The sequence below is a fragment of the Acidocella aminolytica 101 = DSM 11237 genome, from assembly GCF_900129125.1.
Classification (GTDB): domain Bacteria; phylum Pseudomonadota; class Alphaproteobacteria; order Acetobacterales; family Acetobacteraceae; genus Acidocella; species Acidocella aminolytica.
The window spans coordinates 101945-121884 of sequence record NZ_FQVJ01000001.1; the positions used below are offsets into that span (position 1 = coordinate 101945).

Annotated in this window: 16 protein-coding genes; 9 read left to right on the forward strand and 7 right to left on the reverse strand. The window is 55.7% G+C overall.

The features are described from left to right. Positions 1 to 35 precede the first annotated feature (35 nt). Positions 36 to 758, forward strand: a complete 723-nt coding sequence (phbB, locus tag BUB54_RS00480; RefSeq protein WP_048880225.1) for an acetoacetyl-CoA reductase — start codon at positions 36 to 38, stop codon at positions 756 to 758. A gap of 50 nt (positions 759 to 808) precedes the next feature. On the opposite strand, the gene BUB54_RS00485 is transcribed toward phbB, so the two are convergent. Then, positions 809 to 1273, reverse strand: coding sequence for a CBS domain-containing protein (locus BUB54_RS00485; RefSeq protein WP_048880224.1), 465 nt, complete (start codon positions 1271 to 1273; stop codon positions 809 to 811). Positions 1274 to 1472: 199 nt separating this feature from the next. On the opposite strand from BUB54_RS00485, the gene BUB54_RS00490 reads away from it, so the two are divergent. The 4 genes from BUB54_RS00490 (at position 1473) to BUB54_RS20625 (ending at position 5713) form a co-directional block, all read left to right on the forward strand. Continuing rightward, positions 1473 to 1955: a host attachment family protein gene (locus BUB54_RS00490; protein WP_073211067.1), complete on the forward strand. Its 483-nt coding sequence runs from the start codon at positions 1473 to 1475 to the stop codon at positions 1953 to 1955. A 406-nt stretch (positions 1956 to 2361) separates the two neighbouring features. Beyond that, entirely contained in the window at positions 2362 to 3312 is a 951-nt protein-coding gene (locus BUB54_RS00495) for an IS5 family transposase (protein ID WP_073211069.1), read from the forward strand. A 416-nt stretch (positions 3313 to 3728) separates the two neighbouring features. Beyond that, positions 3729 to 5537: a penicillin-binding protein 2 gene (gene mrdA / locus BUB54_RS00500; protein WP_052948384.1), complete on the forward strand. Its 1809-nt coding sequence runs from the start codon at positions 3729 to 3731 to the stop codon at positions 5535 to 5537. Between the two features lie 8 nt (positions 5538 to 5545). After that, positions 5546 to 5713, forward strand: coding sequence for a hypothetical protein (locus BUB54_RS20625; protein ID WP_158320120.1), 168 nt, complete (start codon positions 5546 to 5548; stop codon positions 5711 to 5713). Positions 5714 to 5717: 4 nt separating this feature from the next. Here the strand turns inward: BUB54_RS20625 and BUB54_RS00505 are convergent, their stop codons facing one another. Both BUB54_RS00505 and BUB54_RS00510 read right to left on the reverse strand, forming a co-directional pair. Then, on the reverse strand, positions 5718 to 8921 hold the full coding sequence (locus tag BUB54_RS00505) for an efflux RND transporter permease subunit (RefSeq protein WP_048879266.1): 3204 nt from the start codon (positions 8919 to 8921) through the stop codon (positions 5718 to 5720). Continuing rightward, complete coding sequence (locus BUB54_RS00510) at positions 8918 to 9901, reverse strand: efflux RND transporter periplasmic adaptor subunit (RefSeq protein ID WP_048879265.1); 984 nt, start codon at positions 9899 to 9901, stop codon at positions 8918 to 8920. Before BUB54_RS00510 ends, BUB54_RS00505 begins: the two co-directional genes overlap by 4 nt. Positions 9902 to 10191: 290 nt before the next feature. On the opposite strand from BUB54_RS00510, the gene BUB54_RS00515 reads away from it, so the two are divergent. The 3 genes from BUB54_RS00515 (at position 10192) to BUB54_RS00525 (ending at position 13846) form a co-directional block, all read left to right on the forward strand. Next, positions 10192 to 11469, forward strand: a complete 1278-nt coding sequence (locus BUB54_RS00515; protein WP_048879264.1) for an NAD(P)/FAD-dependent oxidoreductase — start codon at positions 10192 to 10194, stop codon at positions 11467 to 11469. Between the two features lie 184 nt (positions 11470 to 11653). Continuing rightward, positions 11654 to 12400 carry a gamma-glutamyl-gamma-aminobutyrate hydrolase family protein gene (locus tag BUB54_RS00520; protein WP_048879263.1) on the forward strand — a complete coding sequence of 249 codons (747 nt, stop codon included), beginning with the start codon at positions 11654 to 11656 and terminating at the stop codon, positions 12398 to 12400. 18 nt (positions 12401 to 12418) lie between these two features. Further along, positions 12419 to 13846, forward strand: coding sequence for an aldehyde dehydrogenase family protein (locus BUB54_RS00525; RefSeq protein WP_048879262.1), 1428 nt, complete (start codon positions 12419 to 12421; stop codon positions 13844 to 13846). A gap of 70 nt (positions 13847 to 13916) precedes the next feature. Here BUB54_RS00525 and BUB54_RS00530 read toward each other — a convergent pair whose 3' ends face one another. Together BUB54_RS00530 and BUB54_RS00535 are read right to left on the reverse strand one after the other, a co-directional pair. Then, the gene (locus BUB54_RS00530) at positions 13917 to 14867 is read right to left on the reverse strand and encodes an MYG1 family protein (protein ID WP_048879261.1); all 951 of its coding nucleotides are present in this window, start codon (positions 14865 to 14867) and stop codon (positions 13917 to 13919) included. Positions 14868 to 14875: 8 nt separating this feature from the next. After that, positions 14876 to 16498 carry an ABC-F family ATP-binding cassette domain-containing protein gene (locus BUB54_RS00535; protein ID WP_048879260.1) on the reverse strand — a complete coding sequence of 541 codons (1623 nt, stop codon included), beginning with the start codon at positions 16496 to 16498 and terminating at the stop codon, positions 14876 to 14878. 605 nt (positions 16499 to 17103) lie between these two features. Between BUB54_RS00535 and BUB54_RS00540 the strand changes: the two genes are divergently transcribed. After that, positions 17104 to 17577 carry a hypothetical protein gene (locus BUB54_RS00540; RefSeq protein ID WP_139284735.1) on the forward strand — a complete coding sequence of 158 codons (474 nt, stop codon included), beginning with the start codon at positions 17104 to 17106 and terminating at the stop codon, positions 17575 to 17577. A gap of 48 nt (positions 17578 to 17625) precedes the next feature. Here BUB54_RS00540 and BUB54_RS00545 read toward each other — a convergent pair whose 3' ends face one another. Then, positions 17626 to 18795 (reverse strand): porin family protein, encoded by a 1170-nt coding sequence (locus BUB54_RS00545; protein WP_048879258.1) that lies wholly within the window; start codon positions 18793 to 18795, stop codon positions 17626 to 17628. A gap of 318 nt (positions 18796 to 19113) precedes the next feature. Further along, positions 19114 to 19908 (reverse strand): glycine betaine ABC transporter substrate-binding protein, encoded by a 795-nt coding sequence (locus tag BUB54_RS00550; RefSeq protein WP_199444705.1) that lies wholly within the window; start codon positions 19906 to 19908, stop codon positions 19114 to 19116. Positions 19909 to 19940 lie beyond the last annotated feature (32 nt).

Sequence of the window (19940 nt, forward strand, 5' to 3'; positions counted from 1 at the left end):
AGATAAACTCAGTTTATCCACGGAAAGGAAGTTTTATGGCTCGCATTGCATTAATTACCGGGGGCGTTAGCGGCATTGGCGCGGCTACGGCAAAGCTCTTGAAAAATTCAGGCTATAGCGTTGTGGCGAACTATTTTGGAAACGATGCTGATGCAGCTTCTTTTCATAAGGAAACCGGTATCCCAGTTCATGCTTGGAATGTCGGAGATTTTGGGGGCACCCAGACCGCCATTGAGGCGGTGGAGAAAGAGCATGGCGCTATTGACATTCTTATCAATAATGCTGGGATCACGCATGATTCCAGCTTGCATAAAATGACTTACGAGCAATGGCGTACTGTTATCGATGTAGATTTAGGCGGGTGTTTTAACACATGCCGTGCGGTTATTGGCGGTATGCGGACGCGGGGCTTTGGCCGGATTGTAAATATCAGCTCAGTTAATGCTTTGTCCGGTCAGTTTGGGCAGACCAATTATTGCGCGGCCAAGGCCGGGATTATCGGTTTTACCAAGGCGTTGGCGCTGGAGGGCGCATCCCACGGTATCACTGCCAACGCGATTGCTCCCGGCTATACCGACACAGGAATGGTTGGTGCGGTGCCGGAGAAAATTCTGCAGGATATTGTGGCGCATGTGCCAGTCGGGCGCTTGGCAAAGCCGGAGGAAATCGCACGTGGGATTTTGTTCCTGGTTGATGATAAGGCTGAGTTTGTAACGGGCGTGACTCTTTCCATCAATGGTGGGAAATATATGCCCTGACCCTGCTGACGTAGCGGATCCCAAAGCAGGATCCGCTACGTTCCAATGCTTTATCCTTTGCTGTTGCTCGCTAGGTTTCGGATAATATTGGCGCGGCTGACGATACCAACCACGCGCCGCCCCTCCATAATGGGAACACGCTTGACATGGTGCTTATCTAGCAGCCCAGCCAATTCTTCCATTGTGGCGGTTGTGGGGGCGGTAATAACCTCGTGCGTCATAAGGTCTGTGGCGGTACGTTTGTTTTGGCTGATATAGTCGATAAATTCAGGCGCCAAACTCTCGCCTTCGGCCAGCATTTCCAACCACCATTCACGCCTTTTCTGCATCTCAGCGGTCACGGGCCGCACCAAATCTCCCTCGCTGACCATACCGAGCAGGTGGCCCTGCGCGTCGATCACCGGGACGGCACTGATTGCGTGTTTCACCAACAAAGCCGCAATTTGCGGGACGGGCGTGCTTGGCCCAACAGAGATCACATCACGGGTCATAATCTGGGCGGCGGTGGAGGGCATGACAGTTGTTCCTATAGCCTGATTTTATAGCTTTTCTATTATGCTATGGTCGAAAGAACCTTGATTTTGGTCAAACTATTATAGTCGGCGGCCAGATGGATCAAAACCCTAAATTCCGGTAATGTTTGACGAAAGTCATCGCTCTTTGGGGTCGAATTACAATATATTCATTGCAGATTCAGGTTAGGTAGCTTTCAAAATGATTCCACATCATAAGTTGCTAATTATCTTGTATGACGGCGAACATGCCCGCTTTATCCGCCCCAACGAGGCGAATGTTCTGCACACCGCCCGCACAATTGACTCTAAGGACGCGCATCATCGCTCAGCCGATTTGCGGAGCGACCGGCCCGGCGCGACTTTCCATAGCGATTCCACGGCCCACCACGCCCTCACCCCGCGTCATGACCCGCATGATATGGAGAAGGAAAGTTTTGTCCGTTTTATTGCGGAGGAATTGAAAGCGGTTCCCGGTGATTCATTTGACCGTCTGATTCTGGCGGCGCCTGCTTATGCTTTGAATATTATCAAGAGCGAACTTTCAGCCGACATTCTGGATAAGATGACGGGCATCATCTCTAAGGATCTGCTCAAGGTGCCTGATGATGAGTTGTGGGAGCATCTCAAGCCGTTTGTTCCTGCCGCCAACCCTGCACGATGGACGGGCAATAAGTCGCCGTGATGTTTGCCGTTATCGGCTGACGCATAATGTTTGGGCCGTAATAGCAGGCGCGATGCTTATCAAGCTTCCGAATGACCGGGGCTGGGGTCAAGCGTTGTTTCCCATTTCCATGCGGCCGGTAGCTCAGGATCGGACTGAGAAGAAGTAAAAGCATAGTCTAGAAAGCACTGGAACGAAAAGGCTGGTCCAACTAGTGGCTGAGAAAGATGCCCTCCAGATAGGGACCTCGGGCGTGTAAATTTTCTGGTTCCATGGCGACATTTTTTTGAAAATTTCAGGAGCAATGGGGCTGACGCGAATCAAATCGCGCTTAGAGCGCGGTGGAGCTTTAAGGCATCTCTGAATAAATCGCCTCGAATGGCAACGACGGCATTTCCTAAACTCTGTTTTTTGCGGGGGTGTTTGCATGCGTCAGTCGAGCTTTGCCGGAGTTGGCTTTGAGCGTTACGGCAAGACGACGCGGCGCGCGGTATTTTTGGCGGAGATGGGGCAGGTCATCCCCTGGGGCGATCTCCACGCGTTGATTGAGCCTGTGTACCCGAAGGCCGGGAGGGGCCGCCGGCCTGTTGGGCTTGAGCGTATGTTGCGCATTCACTTTCTCCAGCACTGGTTCAACCTGTCTGACCCCGCGGTTGAGGAAGCGCTTTACGAATCGGACTCGATGCACCGTTTTGTTGGCATTGACCTGGGTCAGGAGCCGGTCCCTGACGAGACGACGGTCTGCAAATTCCGTCACTTGCTTGAGGCGCACGATTTCGGGCGGGTGCTGTTTGAGCAGGTTCATGCGCACCTTGAAGCTCGCGGGATCAAGATATCCACGGGCACGATCATGGACGCGACGATTATCGCGGCACCATCTTCGACCAAGAATGCGTCTGGCCGGCGCGATCCGGAGATGCACCAGACCCGCAAAGGGCAGCAATGGTATTTCGGCATGAAGGCGCATGTGGGCGTGGACAGCAAAACCAAGATCATTCACGCGGTGGTGGCGACGGCGGCGAATGTGCATGACAGCGCAGTTCTGGGCGATCTGCTGCATGGAAAGGAAACCCGCGTCTGGGGCGACCAGGCTTATCGCGGCCAGCTCGATGTCGTTCGCGAACATGCGCCGCGCGCCAAGGACTTCACCAACCGGTGCTACCAGCATCGCGGCATGGTGGACGAGGCACAAAAGGCGCGAAACCGCACCAAGTCTCGGCTGCGGGCCAAGGTCGAGCGCTGTTTCGCGGTGATCAAGGGCGTGTTCGGGTTCACAAAGCTGCGTTATCGAGGGCTGGAGAAGAACGCCCAGCGCTTGTTTGTGGCCTGTTCGTTGGCCAACTTGTTCATGATCCGAAGACGGTTGATGCCCGCCTGATTGGCCAAGCCGCAAAAATGCGGCGGTTCAATGCCCTTAGAAGGAAACATAAAAAAGGCCGTCAGCCAAAGCGTCGCCAATGACGTCCCGCTAAACGAAGAAATTTCCCAGACCCAAAATCAAACCTTATTCAGAGATGCCTTAATTCTTCTGTAACGTACGAATTTGAAAAAATTTGTAACCGGGTTGCGGGGTGTTTTTGCAGATAAATTGGGGCTTGTTTGCAGCTTCCGGAAAAGGCGGCCGCGTTACGCGTATTATTTTTAACAAAAAGTTTCGGCGAGGTAAATCTGGCTGGATGGGCACGTTTGCCTCTGTTGTGCTTGCCATTTAGAAGGTGCTGCGTGCGCGTGGGATAGTGGTCAGGTTAGGGGTTTTGTCGTGATGACAGCAGAGGGCTGTGCGGCCGAGCAGCCATGAAGCGAAAGTTCTTAAAAGATCGCCTTTTTACAAGGCGTGTTTCTATTATCGGCGGAACGCAGGCGTTGGTTTTTGCCGCGATCACCGGACGGCTTTATGATCTGCAAGTGTGGCAATATCCACGCTACAGAAAAATGGCGCGGGATAATGCAACTCTGGAGCGTTTGGTGCCACCGGAACGCGGGTTGATTACCGACCATGCGGGCGTTGTGCTGGCTGGGAACGTCCAGCGTTGGCGGGCTATGCTGCTTTTATCCGATTGGACGGATGCGCCTGCTATATTGGCACGGTTTGAGAAAATTATCAGCCTGTCCGCCGCCGACCGGACCCGTTTGGCCAAGATATTCCGGGGGCGCCGTCGGTATTTGCCGATTTTGTTGAAGAATGATCTAAGCTGGAACGAGATGGCACAGCTTGAGGTCAACCGACCGTGGTTGCCCGGTGTCATTATTAATCATGGGTTTGAGCGCAGATATCCGCTGGGTAAGGATACGGCGCATACTGTCGGGTATGTGGTGCCACCACACGCCGCCGCCGCAAAGGCTGACCCGGTTTTGGATTTGCCGGGAGTGCGCGTGGGTGGTGCGGGGGTTGAGCAGGCGCATAATCAGACCTTGTTCGGCACGCCGGGGGTGACTGAACTGGAGGTGAATGATCGCGGCGCGGTGGTGCGTGTGTTGGGGCGCAGGGCGGAAATGTCTGGCAAAACCATCGCCTTGACGCTGGATGCGGGTTTGCAGCGCGAGGCGATGCGGATTTTGGATGGGCGGCCTGGGGCCTTAGTGATGATGGATGCCCGCAATGGAGCGGTGCGCGCGATGGTGAGTGCGCCGTCATTTGATCAGAGTTACTTTGATAATGGCGTGCCTGATCATGTCTGGACACGCTGGATGAAAGATCCGCAACATCCGCTAGTGGATCGGACGACGCAGGGGCTTTATGCGCCGGGTTCAACCTTTAAGCCGACCGTGGCTTTGGCGGCGTTGCGGTGCGAGGCGATTACGGCCAAGACGAAATTCTTTTGTTCTGGGCATCTGAAGATTGGTAACAGGATGTTCTTTTGCTGGCTGCGTAGCGGGCATGGGTGGATGGACGCGGCCTCCGCCTTGCAGCAGAGTTGCGATGTGTTTTTCTATCATGTCGCGATGCGTGTTGGCATTGATAAGATGGCGGCAATGGGAAACGAGCTGGGGCTTGTTGGCGCGCCCGCAATGGATTTTCCTAGTCTGGCCGGTGGTTTTTTGCCGACGTGCCATTGGGCGCATAAGCGGGGGCTGGAATGGACCGAGGGACGAACCGCGATTCAGGGGATTGGGCAAGGTTATTCGGTGCTCACACCGCTTAATCTGGCCATTATGGTGACGCGTGTTGCCACGGGACGAAAAATTGTACCGCATCTTGTCGGCGCGATTGATAATGAGCCGGTGAAGCTGAGGGCAGGCGAGGAATTGAACCTAGCCGAGAAGCATCTAGCGGTTGTGCGGCAAGGAATGAATGAGGTGGTGAATACGCCGCTTGGCACATCCTGGGGCGGGCGTTTGGATGTGCATGGGGCGCGCATGGCCGGCAAGACAGGCACGGCCCAGGTGATAAGTGAAAGTGCTGCGATGGAAGCGGCGAATTATGACGATTCCAAACTACCGTGGAAATACCGGCCGAATGCATTGTTTGTTGGCTATGCTCCGTTAGAGAAGCCAGCCTTCGCGGTGTCTGTGGTGATTGAGCATGGCGGGTTGCTGGACCCCGTGAAGGCCGCGCGGGATATGTTCGCTCGTGCCCTGACCAGTGATAAATTGCAGGCATAGAGGAAAAGATGGCAAAAGCTTTAGCGGTGATTGGGTTTACCGCCATTTTGGCGCTTCTGGCTTTCGCGTTTGTAAAGGCGCCCGACCGGTTCTCCGATAATGAAAACAGCGTGGAGAGTGGGACGGTTGTAGACCAGCCCGCGATCCAGAAGGATGAGGCACCGCCTGGGGCATAGTGCGTTATGTTGAGGGGGGGCGCCTGTCGTCACGCAGCACCACGTAAATTGCCGGAATAACCAGAACAGTCAGCAATGTCGAAGAGGCTAGCCCAAAGAACAAAGCTGTGGCAAGGCCTTGGAAGATGGGGTCCGACAGGATGGTGGCGGCGGAGATCATGGCGGCAATGGCGGTGAGCATGATTGGCTTGATGCGGATGGCGCCCGCTTCCAGCAGCACATCCCGCAAGGCGCGACCGCTGCCTTGGCGGTGACGGATGAAATCCACCAGCAGGATTGAATTCCGTACAATGATGCCCGCGAGTGCGATGAAGCCGATCATTGAGGTGGCTGTGAAATCGGCGTTCAGAAGCCAATGCCCCAGCATGATGCCGATGAGCGTAAGGGGGATGGGCACCAGGACCACCAAGGGCAGTTTGAAGGACCCAAACTGCGCTACAACCAGCACATAAATGCCGAGAATGGCGACGCCGAAGGCAATGCCCATATCCCGGAAAGTGACGTAGGTGATCTGCCATTCACCATCCCAGAGCAGAGAGGGTTTGGCTTCATCGCGCGGTTGGCTGAAGAAGCGAATTTCAGGTTTTGGCAGGTTTCCCCAGTTGGCATGGGCAATGGCTTTATCCACCGCAAGCATCCCATAGATGGGGGATTCGAATTTTCCGGTCATTTCGCCCATTACCATGTCGGCGAAATGACCGTCGCGGCGGTAGATTGTGCGGGAACCTTGAACAATTTTTGGCGTGACCAACTGGCCGAGTTCCACGATTTTACGCTCGCCGGGAAGGACGTTGGCAGGAACGGGTGTGGAGGCGACGGCGTTGTTCCAGGTCAGGCCGGTTTTGGGCAGGCCGATGGTGATTTCCAGCGGTAAGCGGCTCTCGCCGCGATAGGAATAGCCGATGCCCTGGGCGAGAAAGAGGTCTTTTATGGTGTCGTTCACGTCTGATTGCTGAACGCCGAAATATTCCAGCGCATCCTGGTTGGTGTGGAGCTGTAATTGCGGTGGCGGCTGGCCGAAGCTGTCATCGACATCAGTTATGAAAGGGATGGATTTGAAGATGGCTTTGACGTGTTCCGCTTCCTCACGGCGAATTTTGGCGTCGGGGCCGTAGATTTCAGCCAGCAGCGAAGCGATGACCGGCGGGCCGGGAGGGACTTCGACGACTTTGATCACGCCGTCTGGCGGCAGTTTGATGCCTTGGTTCAACTGGCGGCGCAGTTCGGCCGCGATGGCGTGGCTCTGGCGGGAACGGTCGTCCTTGTTGGTCAGGACGATGTGCAGTTCACCAAGTTCCGGGGCGGAGCGTGCGTAATAATGGCGAACGAGGCCGTTGAAGTCGAACGGTGCGGCGGTGCCCGCATAAAGCTGCATGGAGACGACGTCCTTGTTCCGCCCGGCAATGCGGGCGGCGGCCAGCAAGGTGCGTTCGGTATCTTCCAGTGAATTGCCAGGAGGAAGATTCAGTACGACGTCAAGCTCGGATTTGTTGTCGAATGGAAGGAGTTTTACCTTAACAATATCGAAATAAAAAAGCGAACAGGCGGTGATGGTGGCGATGCCGGTGGCCAACAAAAACAATAATGCCCGCTTGCGGGTGCGCAGCAAGGGGGAGGCAATGCGGACATAAAACCGCCCCATCGGGCCAAGGCCGGACGGGTGCTGGGGGGCTGCCTTGCCGCCGGAGACTTTCATCATTGTCCAGGGGGCGATGATCATGGCGACGAAGAAGGAGAACGCCATGGCGGCGGAGGCCACGGCCGGGATGGGCGACATGTAAGGCCCCATCAGGCCGCTGACGAACAGCATGGGCAGCAAGGCGGTGATGACGGTGAGGGTGGCGACGATGGTGGGGTTGCCGACCTCGGCCACGGCCTCAATGGCGGCCTGCATACGGGGGCGCCCGTCATTCATTGCCCAATGGCGGGTGATGTTCTCAATAACGACGATGGCGTCATCAACTAGAATACCAATGGCGAAGATCAGCGCGAAGAGCGAAACGCGGTTGATGGTGTAGCCCATCATTTCGGCGGAGAAGAGGGTCAGCAGGATGGTGGTGGGGATCACCACCGCCGTGACCGCGGCCTCACGCCAGCCAAGCGTGAAGCCGATCAGCAGCACGATGGAAATGGTGGCGAGAGCGAGATGGAATAGCAGCTCATTGGCCTTTTGGGTCGCGGTTTGGCCGTAATTGCGGGTGACCTGCACGCTGATATCGCCGGGGATAAGCTGGCCTTGCAGCATCTTCACCTGGGCCAGAACCGCATCGGCGACATTGACCGCATTTGAGCCTGAGATTTTGGCTATGGCCAGGGTGACGGCGGGGGTATGAATCCAGCCTTTCGCGCTTTTATTGAAGGCCCAGACGCGTTCCTCCTTGGGAGCGGGGGCAAAGACCACCTTGGCCACGTCGCGGACATAAACCGGGCGATTATCGCGCGTGGTGACCAGCAACAGGCCGATATCAGGGATGCCGGAAAGGTTGCCGCCAGCCTGCACGGTTTGCATCTGCTCGTTATTACGGACCATGGCGGCGGAGAAGCTCTGATTGGCCTCTTTTATCCGCGCCACGAGCTGTTGCAGCGTGACGCCGTACAGCATGAGCTTTTCAGGATCCGGCTCAACGCGGATTTGCTCGGGGTTTTCGCCGGAGATGTAGGTCAGACCAACATCGGGAACTTTAATGAGTTCTCCTTGAAGTTTCTGGGCAAGATCGGTCAGGGCCCCGGCGTTCCAGTAAGAGGCCGCGTTCTGCTTGGGGGTCAGGGTCAAGGTGAGGATGGCGACGTCGTCAATGCCGCGCCCGACGATGAGAGGCGGAGGGATGCCGATGGGGATGCGGTTTAGATTGTCGCGGATTTTGTCGTTGACCAGCAGCACCGCCTTGTCCTCGTTGGTGCCGACAACGAAGCGCGCCGTGACCAGGACGTGATTATCCTGTGTGGAGGAATAAATATGCTCGATTCCGGGAATGGAGCGCAGTACGACTTCTAGCGGTTTGGTTACCAACTCCGTGGCGTCCGAGGCTTTCAGGCCATCTGTGTTGACGATGATATCCACCATCGGCACATGGATTTGCGGGTCTTCCTCGCGTGGGATGGTGGCGAGCGCGATAAGCCCGGCCATGAGTGCCGCGATAAGAAAAAGCGGGGTAAGCGGCGAATTGATGAAGCGCTTGGTGAGAGCGCCGGAAATGCCGAGTTTCATGGCGCGCTTCCCGGCGGCAGCAGTACATCGCCAGGGGTGAGACCGGAGAGAATTTCAACGCCATTCGGCAAAGAGGGGGTGGGTTGCGGGGCGCCGCGTTGAATGGGGATGGCGATGGCGCCGGTCTTGGTTTTCAGGTCCGCGTAATCCAGGCCGAAGCGTGTATCTATGAAGGTCTCGGGGATGACGATACCCGGCCGCGACCCGGCATAAATCCAAACCTGCACGCGCGCGCCGACAAAATAACTGCCCGTGTCTGGGGCTGAGGCGTCCGCGATGACCCGGCCATTGGTGATTTGCGGATAGATCAGCGTGATTTTGCCAAAGGCGGCGTGCCCGTTTTCATCGATGCGGACCGGGTCACCGACATGTAGGAAGGTTGCGTGATATTCAGGAACATCCAGCCTAAGAACGTAGTTTTTCTCCGCAATGGTGGCCACGCTATCGCCTGGGAGAACTACGCTACCCTCGGTGACCGGTGTGGTGAGAACGCGGCCGGAGATGGGGGCCAGCACGGCGCCTTCATTGATGTGCTGGGTGAGCGTGTCCCGGGCGGCGATTTTGGCTTTCAGCGTGCTTTGCGCGACGGACAGTTCCGTCTGCGCCTGATCATAGATCGAGCGGGAAATCGCGCCGCTATGAACCAAGGTCTGCGCGCGGACGAAATCGATATTTGCTTGAGCCAGCCTGGCCTGGGCGGCGGAGATGTCAGCCTCAAGCGCTTTGAGCTGTTGTGCCAGTACGGGGTTGGTCACCATGGCGATCTGCTGTCCGGCGGTGACTTCATCGCCATCCTGCACCAAAAAACTGATGAGCGTGCCGCCGATGCGGGTACGGGCGGAAACGACATTCGCGGCTTCAACGGTCGCGAAAACTGCCTTTTGGTCAGCGATGGTGGTTTTGGTGACGGTGAAGCTGGACTGCGCTTGGGCTGAGACAGAGACAAACAGGAAAATCAGCACCCAACGAAAGACAGGCATGGCGGCGACTCCATGTATTAAGAGGGCTTGATGCGATTGCGGTATGCCCATCGGGTTTGAAAAATGGCTATTATATCAAATGGATACATGACGCGCTTCCTGAAGGTTTAAGCAGACGGGGAGGTGAGGCCCGCTTTGTGGAACGGGAATGGATGGCATGAATATCCATGAAAATCTGTGATTTTCTCGCTTGACAGGGTGAGTTGACCCAGGGCTTTCTAGTTTATTTCGTGATTGCGAATATACGAAATAACGGATATAAAACAAGATAAAAGTCCTGAGGAATTAAAATGTCTGAGGTCGTGATTTTGGGGGCTGGGCTTGGTGGAACGCTGATGGCGTATGAGATGCGCGCCAAGGCGCGTCAGGAAGACCGCATAACGCTCATAAGCGCCTCAGCGGTTTACCAGTTTTACCCGTCGAACCCTTGGGTTGCGGTGGGCTGGCGGCGGCGCCGTGAGATTGAAGTTGATTTGACGAGCGTGATGGAACGTAAAAAAATCCGGTTCGTCACGGAATCAGCGAGGCGGGTGCATCCGGCCGAAAATCAGGTTGAATTGCAAAGCGGTGAACGGGTTGGGTATGATTATCTGATTATCGCCACGGGGCCAGAATTGGCTTTTGATGAAATTCCAGGGCTTGGACCAGCGGGCTATACGCAGTCAATTTGCGAAACGGGCGATGCTGAGTTGGCTTATGGCGCGTTTGAGCGGTTTTGTGACAATCCTGGTCCTGTTGTGATTGGCGCGGCGCAGGGAGCGTCTTGTTTTGGCCCGGCCTATGAGTTGGCTTTTATTCTCGATTCAGAACTGAAGAAGAGGAAGTTGCGGCATAAGGTGCCGATGGTTTTTGTAACGCCGGAACCATATGTGGGGCATTTGGGGCTGGATGGCGTGGGGGATACGAAAGGGCTTTTGGAAGCGGAGTTGCGCGACCGGTATATCAAATGGATTACCAACGTGCGGGTGAAGGAGGTGTCTGACGGGCGTATGGTGGTGGAGGAATTGAATGAGGATGCCAGTCTGAAGGCCGCCCATGATCTGCCTTTTGCTTTCTCCATGATCATGCCGCCCTTCCGGGGGGTGAAGGCCGTGTTTGGCATTGAAGGCCTGACGAACACGCGCGGGTTTATTCTGGCTGACGAATATCAGCGCAATCCGACTTATCAGAATATTTTTTCGATTGGTGTATGCGTGGCAATTCCGCCGGTTGGTCAAACGCCGGTGCCGGTGGGGGTACCGAAAACTGGCTTTATGATTGAGTCGATGGTGACGGCAACAGCGCATAATCTGGGCGCACTGTTGCGTGGGGGAGAGGTTAGCCAGAGACCGACATGGAATGCCGTCTGCCTGGCCGATTTTGGCGACGGAGGTGTGGCTTTTGTAGCACAGCCGGAGCTACCGCCCCGCGACATGAACTGGGCGATGCAAGGTAAATGGGTGCATTATGCGAAAATTGGATTTGAAAAATATTTTTTGCGCAAGATTAAAGCGGGTGAGAGTGAGTCACCCTATGAACATTATCTCCTGAAAGCGCTGGGTATTCATAAGCTCAAAGGCGAGGAGTAGTGGACTGTAGAACGCGGGAAATGCCTTTGTTTTCGCTGTGCTGACCCAACTACAGTGCAAAAGCACATCTTTTGGTATAATATCTTAATCAAAATACGCATTCGTCTGCTTTTTTTAAAGGCGAATTCCTGTTGACGTTTATTATTTTCAACCCTTACTGTTGATCCGCCAACGTGAGGGGAACATGCATAAAACAAAACGGCCCGTAATTGGGCTGATGACCGACATGCGGGAACTGGGCAGCATGCCCTTTCAGGTTGTTGGGGATAAGTACGCTCAGGCGGTGGCGGCGTTCGCGGATGGCGTGCCTTTGGCGATTCTGAGTTCAAGCACAGGGAATGATATCGCCGGGCTGATTGAGACGTTCGATGGCTTTATGTTCACGGGCAGCCCGTCCAACTTGCGCCCGCATCTCTATGGCGCTGCTGGTGAGGGGGTGGGGCCATTTGATGATGCACGTGACGCGCTGGCTTTGCCGCTGATCCAGGCCGCGCTGGCTGAGCAGGTTCCGTGCCTCTTTATTTGCCGTGGGTTGCAAGAATTGAACGTCGCGCGGGGCGGCACGTTGCATATTGAACTGCCGGAGGCCGACCGCCATCATTCACCGGAAGATGTGTCTTACGAGGAGCGTTACGCCCCTTTGCATGATGTAGTGCTGCGTGAAGGTTCACGAATGGTCGAGATATTCGGCGAGGCGCGTTTTGCAGTGAATTCTCTGCATTATCAAGCTCTTGATAAGATTGGCGAAGGGTTGGCCGTTGAAGGCCGTGCGCCGGATGGTGTGCCCGAGGTGGTCATGGTTCAAGACCATCCTTTCGCGGTTGGGGTACAATGGCATCCTGAATATCGCCCGGACCTACATCCGGCCAACCGCGCCCTGTTTCATAATTTCGGCCTGGCTGCGCGTGCCCGCCGGACCAGCAATATCTGATTTAAATTGGAGGAGCGCATGTCTCATAATCTACAATTTTATATTGACGGCGCCTGGGTTGACCCCATAACCCCGCGCACGCTTGATGTGATCAACCCCGCCACGGAAACGGCTTTTGCGCAGATTTCCATTGGCTCAGCGGCTGATGTTGACCTGGCTGTCGCGGCTGCGCGCCGTGCTTTTGAAAGCTTCAGCCAGACCAGCCGTGAGGAACGGCTGGCGTTGCTGCGACGGATCCAGGACGTTTACATGAAGCGCTATGATGACGTTGCCGAGGCTATCCGGCTGGAGCTGGGCGCGCCGGTGACGTTGGCGCGGGAGTCGCAGGCGGCGATCGGGGCCGGGCATATTGGCCAGATCATCAAGGTGTTGGAAGACTTTGAATTCGACCACATGCAGGGAACCACGCTGATCACCCGTGAGGCGATGGGCGTGGTGGGCATGATTACGCCCTGGAACTGGCCGATGAACCAAATTACCTGCAAGGTGTGCCCGGCTTTGGCGGCGGGCTGCACCATGGTGCTGAAGCCGTCTGAGATCGCGCCGATGGATGCGATTGTGTTTGCCGAGATCATGCATGAGGCGGGCGTGCCTAAAGGCGTATTCAATCTGGTGCAGGGGCTGGGCGCGGAAGTAGGGGCGGCGATTTCATCGCATCCTGATATTGATATGATTTCCTTTACCGGCTCCACCCGCGCGGGGGCGCTTATTTCCAAAGCTGCGGCGGATACGGTGAAGAAGGTGCATCTCGAACTGGGGGGTAAGTCTCCGAACATCATTCTGGATGACGCGGACATCTCCAAATCCGTGGCTTCTGGGATTGTTGATGTCATGCAGAATACCGGACAGTCCTGTAATGCGCCGACGCGTATGTTCGTGCCGCGCCAGTTCCGTGATGTGGCATTGAGCACGGCAAAGGAGGCGGCTGAGGCAACCACGGTTGGCGACCCGGCGAGCCCGGATATTTATATGGGCCCCGTGATCAGCGACCTGCAATTCAACAAGATTCAGGATCTGATCCAGGCAGGGATTGATGAGGGCGCGCTGTTGGTGACCGGCGGCGTTGGGCGTCCGGCGGGGTTGAATAAGGGGTATTATGTCCGCCCCACGGTGTTTGCTGATGTGACGCCTGAAATGCGCATTGCACGTGAGGAAATTTTCGGGCCGGTTCTCTCGATTCTGTTCTACGACAGTGAGGAGGAAGTGGTGCGGTTGGCAAATGACACGGTGTATGGGCTTGCCGCCTATATCCAGTCCGGTAACCAGGCGCGGGCGCAAAAACTTTCCCGCCGTTTGCGGGCGGGGAATGTATATATCAATAATCCCAAGCTCGACCTGAATGCGCCGTTTGGTGGCTATAAGCAATCCGGCAATGGCCGTGAATGGGGCGTTTGGGGGCTTGAGGAGTTCCTGGAAATCAAAGGCGTGGTTGGGTTCGAAGCCTGAGTTTCCGTAGCTAATCGCGCGGGCTTGTCGTGATACGTCACGATAGGCCCGCGCTGCGTTTGGGCGCTTCTTAAGCCGTTTGCGCGAGGGTTTTTTGCGCCAGGGCGATGGCGCCTTCGCGGGTTTTGGCGCCGCCGACGAAGCGGCGCACATGTACGAACACCGCATCTTCCACCCCGCTGGCGGCGGCGAGCTCGGTGCCTTGCAGCCCGGCCCAGCCTTCCGGCAATGGCAAGCGCTGGGCGAAGGAGCCGGGTTCCGGCGGCACGGTATCGACCATCCAGTTGCCGTTGGAGGCCGGGGAGATGGCGAGTAGTACCGGTAAGTCATGGCTGAACACCACGTTTTTCCAAGGCATGCCATTTTCCAGCACCAGCAGGCGTTTATCCTCGGCTGCCTCATGCGCGGCCAGAACCAATGCTTCCGCCTGGAGCTTGGAGCGTTGGATTTCTACTTGGCGGGCGAGCACACCGGAGACCATGGCAGTGGCATGCTCGAAGGCGGCGTCTCCGGCGGTAGGGCCAACGGCTTCCGGGCTGTCCCAGGGTGGGTTGAAGTCCCCCACCAGTCCGGCGAGGTCCAGAGAATTACGCATCACGGGGCCAGTGGCGGACACGCCGTTATCAATCTCATCGATGCGCTTCACCAGCTTGCCGTCCAGCACGGCGGCGATGGCAGGGGCGAATTCCACGGCTTCTGGCGAGAGCAGGGCGGCAACGGCGCGCGCGCCATAGACCTGCCAGACGAGTCCGGCAGAGGAGAAAGGCGTGCCGTCCTCCCGCGTGGGGGCGCCGATCTGGTGATGGTCAAAGCGGTTGTTCGCGGCATCTGACACTAGGCCGACATCGAAAACGATATCACCGGTTTCGATCAGGTCCGGCTTGCGGGTGCGCAGCAGGATATGGTCCTCGCCGGTTTTGGAGACGCCGAGGGCCAGGCGCAGTACGGCGTAGGCGAACACCTCGTCGCAATGGAACTTGCCGCTATGGGTGACGAGCAGCGGGATTTTCTTGTCGGTCATGGGTGTCCTTAGCTATGCAGGCCGGGCGCTTCCTGGCCCGTGCGTGCGACATATTCGGTATAGCCGCCATCATATTGATGGATGCCCTCGGGGGTGAGTTCCAGCACGCGGTTGGAGAGGGCAGCGAGGAAATGCCGGTCATGCGAGACGAACAGCATGGTGCCGTCGTAATTTGAAAGCGCTTTGATGAGCATTTCCTTTGTGGCGAGGTCGAGATGGTTGGTGGGTTCGTCCAGCACCAGGAAGTTTGGTGGGTCAAATAGCATCAAGGCCATCACCAACCTGGCCTTTTCGCCGCCGGAAAGCACGCGTACGCGCTTTTCCACCTCGTCGCTCGAGAAACCGAACGCGCCCGCGAGGTTGCGCAGCACGCCCTGGCCAGCGTGGGGGAAGGCGTTGTCCAGCGTTTCGAACACCGTGGCCTCGCCATCCAGCAGATCCATGGCGTGCTGGGCGAAATAGCCCAATTTCACGCTGCCGCCGAGTGTAACGGTACCAGAATCCGGCACGGCGGTACCGGTGACGAGCTTCAGCAATGTGGACTTGCCGGCTCCGTTGATGCCGAGCACACAGGCCCGCTCCTTACGGCGGATGAGAAGGTCCAGTTCGTCATAGATGGTTTTGCTGCCATAGGTTTTAGAAACGCCACGCAGATTTGCTACGTCATCACCCGAGCGTGGGGCGGGCTTGAAGTCGAATTCGATGGTCTGGCGTCGCTTGGGCGGTTCCAGGCGCTCGATCTTGTCCAGCTTTTTTACCCGGCTTTGCACTTGGGCGGCGTGGGAGGCGCGCGCTTTGAAGCGCTCGATAAAGGCGATTTCCTTGGCCAGCATGGCCTGCTGGCGCTCGAACTGAGCTTGTTGCTGCTTCTCGTTCAGAGCTGCCTGGCAGGCATAGAATTCGTAGTCGCCAGAATAGCTGTTGAGATTGCCTGCATCGATCTCAATCACTTTATTGATGATGCGGTTCATGAATTCACGGTCGTGCGAGGTCATCAATAGCGCACCATCGTACCCGGCCAGGAATTGCTCCAGCCAGATCAGGCTTTCGAGGTCGAGATGGTTGGAAGGTTCGTCCAGCAGCATTACATCCGGGCGCATAAGTAGGATGCGGGCCAGGGCAACACGCATTTTCCACCCCCCGGAGAGGCGCCCGACGTCGCTTTCCATCATTTCCTGGGAGAAGCCGAGCCCATGCAAAACCTCGCGGGCCTTGGCATCCAGCGCGTAGCCTCCCAGCTCCTCAAATCGGGCTTGGACTTCGCCGAAGCGTTCCAGGATGTCTTCCATCTGGTCGAATTTGTCGGGGTCGGCGAGGGCGGTTTCCAGCTGGGTCAGTTCGGCGGCGGTCTCGCTCACCGGCCCGGCGCCGTTCATGACCTCGGCTACGGCGTTATGGCCGGACATTTCACCCACATCCTGGCTAAACAGGCCAATGGTAATGCCTTTGTCGGTCAGGATCTGGCCTTCATCAGGTTCCTCCTGCCCGGTGATTAGGCGGAAAAGCGTGGATTTACCCGCGCCGTTAGGGCCGACCAAGCCGATTTTCTCGCCCTTCTGCAAGGCGGCCGATGCCTCGATGAAAATAAGGCGGGGACCGTTTTGCTTGCTGATATTGTCTAGGCGGATCACTTAAAAACCTCGGCGGTGGGAAACTGCGAGGGTCTTAGAGCAAGTTACGCGGTGCGTGAACCGGTGGAGCGCGCGGTTGAGTAGACATACGGCCTTCCATGGGGCAGGCTTCAGATTCCGGCGCCATTCAGCATAAAAAATGTGGCGCGGCTGCAGTTTTGGGGGAGTCCCCAGGTTGAGGGGAAAGGGCTGAGATTGTTACGATCGTTGCCGTGTTTGGAGGCCCTGGAAATATAATTTAATTGAGATCAAGGCGATTTTGCGGTCAAAAGTGGGGTTTGCTTCGCATCAGAACACCGTTCCTCTCATAGTCGATATGCAGATCGAAAATTCTAGTGAGGAGGCGATTGGCACCAGCGGTGTTGACCCTCAAGGCCAGCCTTGCCTTCATATCCTCCCAGATCTGGCGGATTGACCGGCTGGCACCCGGGGTTTTTGCTGCATATTAACGACCGTTCGGCGGATTTTAATGGCGGTATGCTAGCCGCGTTGAACGAGGCGCTGTGGGGCGCGAGATACGGTTCCCTCTTTCCGTGGCATGAGAGGGGGTGGCGGCTGCGAGTTTTGAGGTTGAGTGCCTGCCGCGGCTGCTGGAGGCGTTTTATATGCGAAATTGCCCAGCGATTGACCGGATTCTCAAGACTGCCTCGGAGATATTACGCACGGCGGGCAAGGTTTGTGAAATTAGCGGCTATAATCGTTCTCCTCAGGATGTCTGGGTGCTGGTCTCCGCCATTTGGGCCGCGATCTGTTGGTTGAATCTCAGCTATGCGCTTCCGCCGGCGAGTTTCGAGGTAGAGGGACAAAAAATCCATGCGTCGGAAGCAATTTGGGGGACCGGGGTAACGAACTGCTTGGATACATCCTTGCTATTCGTGACCTGTTTGGAGCAGGCGCAGTTGCATCCGGTTATTGCGCTGACGGAAAATCACGCGTTTTGTGGTATATGGCTGTGTAAGGTCACGCTGTCGGCTTTAATAGCCGAGGAAGCGGAACTGCTCCGTAAGCATGCGGTATTGAGTGATTTATGGGCTTCGCGCAAGACATGCGACGGCAAAAATAAAGAGACGGCGGATTAAGCCGCCATCTCTTTATAGGACTTCCTGAAAGGTTGGAATTATCGGGAATTAGAAAACCACACCGGCGGAGAGAATGCCCATGACCTGATTGCGGTCGGTACCGCTTGTACCGAAACCACCGCCAGTGGATGGTGTGCCAAGATCAGTCATATGCAGCATACCGACTTCACCGCGGGCAAAGATGTTTCCAACCATCCAGGACGGCGTTACGCCGAAGCCAACGCCTCCGGAGTTGGCGTTCAGATACCAAGCCTGGGGACCGATATTTTTGTAGTAGAACACCATACTACCCACGGACCAAGGCGAATTACCAAACTGATAATTGCCGATCAGTTCAGCGCCGAAATTGCTAGTAAACTTATCCAGCCCCATCGCATGGTTTGGCTTGGAGTAAACGTACTGGACTTCAGGAACGAGATTCAGGTTGCCATTTATGTAGTCGTAATAGGCGCCATACATATCGGAATTGACGTAAGCTGCGTAGTAGCTGGGATAGCCCGAGCCCGTGGTGCCGCCGCCATAAGCAAAGGTGTTGGGGCCAGTATGGCCAAGATTTTGTGTACCATAGACTGAAAGCGTGTTGTTCTTGTTGAAGCTGTAAGACACTAGCTCCTGCGTTACATTGAAGACGCCAGAGTCAAAACCATCGCCAAAGCTGACAGTTGCGGAGAAGTTTCCCTTTGAATAGGAGGCAGAAACGCTTCGGCTGGAGGAGTTCTGCACATAGTAAAGCGGCGAGTCGATGAGGTTGGCGTTTTTCCAATCGTCAGACGATTCCCAGCCTTCCAGTGAGTAGATCTGGCCTGCGGAAATGCTGAAATTCTTGGATGGGGCCAAGGTTATAAAAGCGGCATAAATTGGACCAAGTGTGAACTCGTTGGTGCTCATCTTGGAGGGTTGAACGCCGAAATAAACTGAGTCATAAGTTTTGAGTTCCAGCGTATATTGCAGCAGGCCAGTTGGTTTTTGAACCTTCAAATCAACAATGCGGACCTGGGAGCCGGCGGATTTATTGTCGCCCAATACGCTTTTCGTGCCGTTTCCGGATAGGGCGTACAGATATCCTTCAAAGCCACCACTTAAGGAAAGCTCGCCCAACGGTCCTGCATTGATCTTCTGAGATGAAGGCAGGTTCATTGCCGTTGCAGGTGTAATTCCAACCGCCAGGGCCAAGAAACTCAGCCCGAGGGCTCTCTTGGGGCGGGTGTTTTGTTTCATAAACAAAGAATTCTCCTGTTGACTTTTATGAATCTTGAAGTTCTCGGATTTTGTCAGAAAACTGTTTTCTCTAGTGCATCAAATCACGCGCATTTTGCATGATGACTTTTGCAATGTGCCAAGGCACGCAAAGGCAAAAGAGAGACAATCAGTTTTTTTGAAAGCTGAAGCTTGGCGAGATCAGAAGCAACCAAACACCAACATCCCGCTATTAAGCGGGATGCGACTTATGCGTGTCAAACTAAAAGGCGCTTAAAATAGCTTGCTTCTGTCAGCCCAAATGGCCGACCGAGAAAGTCTTGGCGTTTTGTAGAGCTTTTAGGCCGTCCATGCCGCAACTTCGGCCGAATGAGCTTTGATCCAGCCAGCGGTTACCTGGCTTAGTGCTTCCCCATTATTCAGCTTTACCATCATGGCTTCGATATCTTCCAGTGGCAGCTTGAAGTCGCGCAGGAAGGAAACAACCTTGGGCGCACGCTTTTGTAGCGACGGGTTTATAATTGTATCGATATGACCAGCCTTGCCATAGATATCCTTGGGATCTTCGAGAGTCTTCAGCTTGAAGCGTGACCATATGCCCAGGGGCTTCCACGCCGTGACGACAATCCACTCCTTGCGTTCCACAGCGCGCGTCAGCTGAGCTTGCATGGCGGCGGTTGAGCTAGTTAGAAGATGCATGTCATGCATATCGTAGGCTTTAATGGCCTTGCCCGTATTGAGCATGATGCCGGCCCCAGCTTCAATGCCGGTAATCTTGTTGTGAAACTTTGCGTGATTCGCTTCGATCTGGGTCAGCGAGTCGATGGTTACATAATCAGGCACCGCCAAGCCCAGCCATGTACCGGAGGTGACTTGGCCAAGGTCAATGACTTTTTGTTTGTAACGCTGCCAATAAATCTGATGGGTGTAGGGCAACCAAGCAGTCAGCAGGGCATCTGCGTGACCTTCCGCAACAGCAGCCCACATCGGCCCAGCCGAAGTGCTGATCAGTTCAACAGGCATATTCAGGCGGGTTTTAATAATCTCAGCAGCAATGTGCGTCGTCAGATTGCTGCTTGGCCAGGCTTGAACATAGGTAAGGCGCAGAGGTGTTGTTTCCGCCAAGGCGGGCATGGCAAGTGAGGAGGTTGCCAAAGCCGTACCCG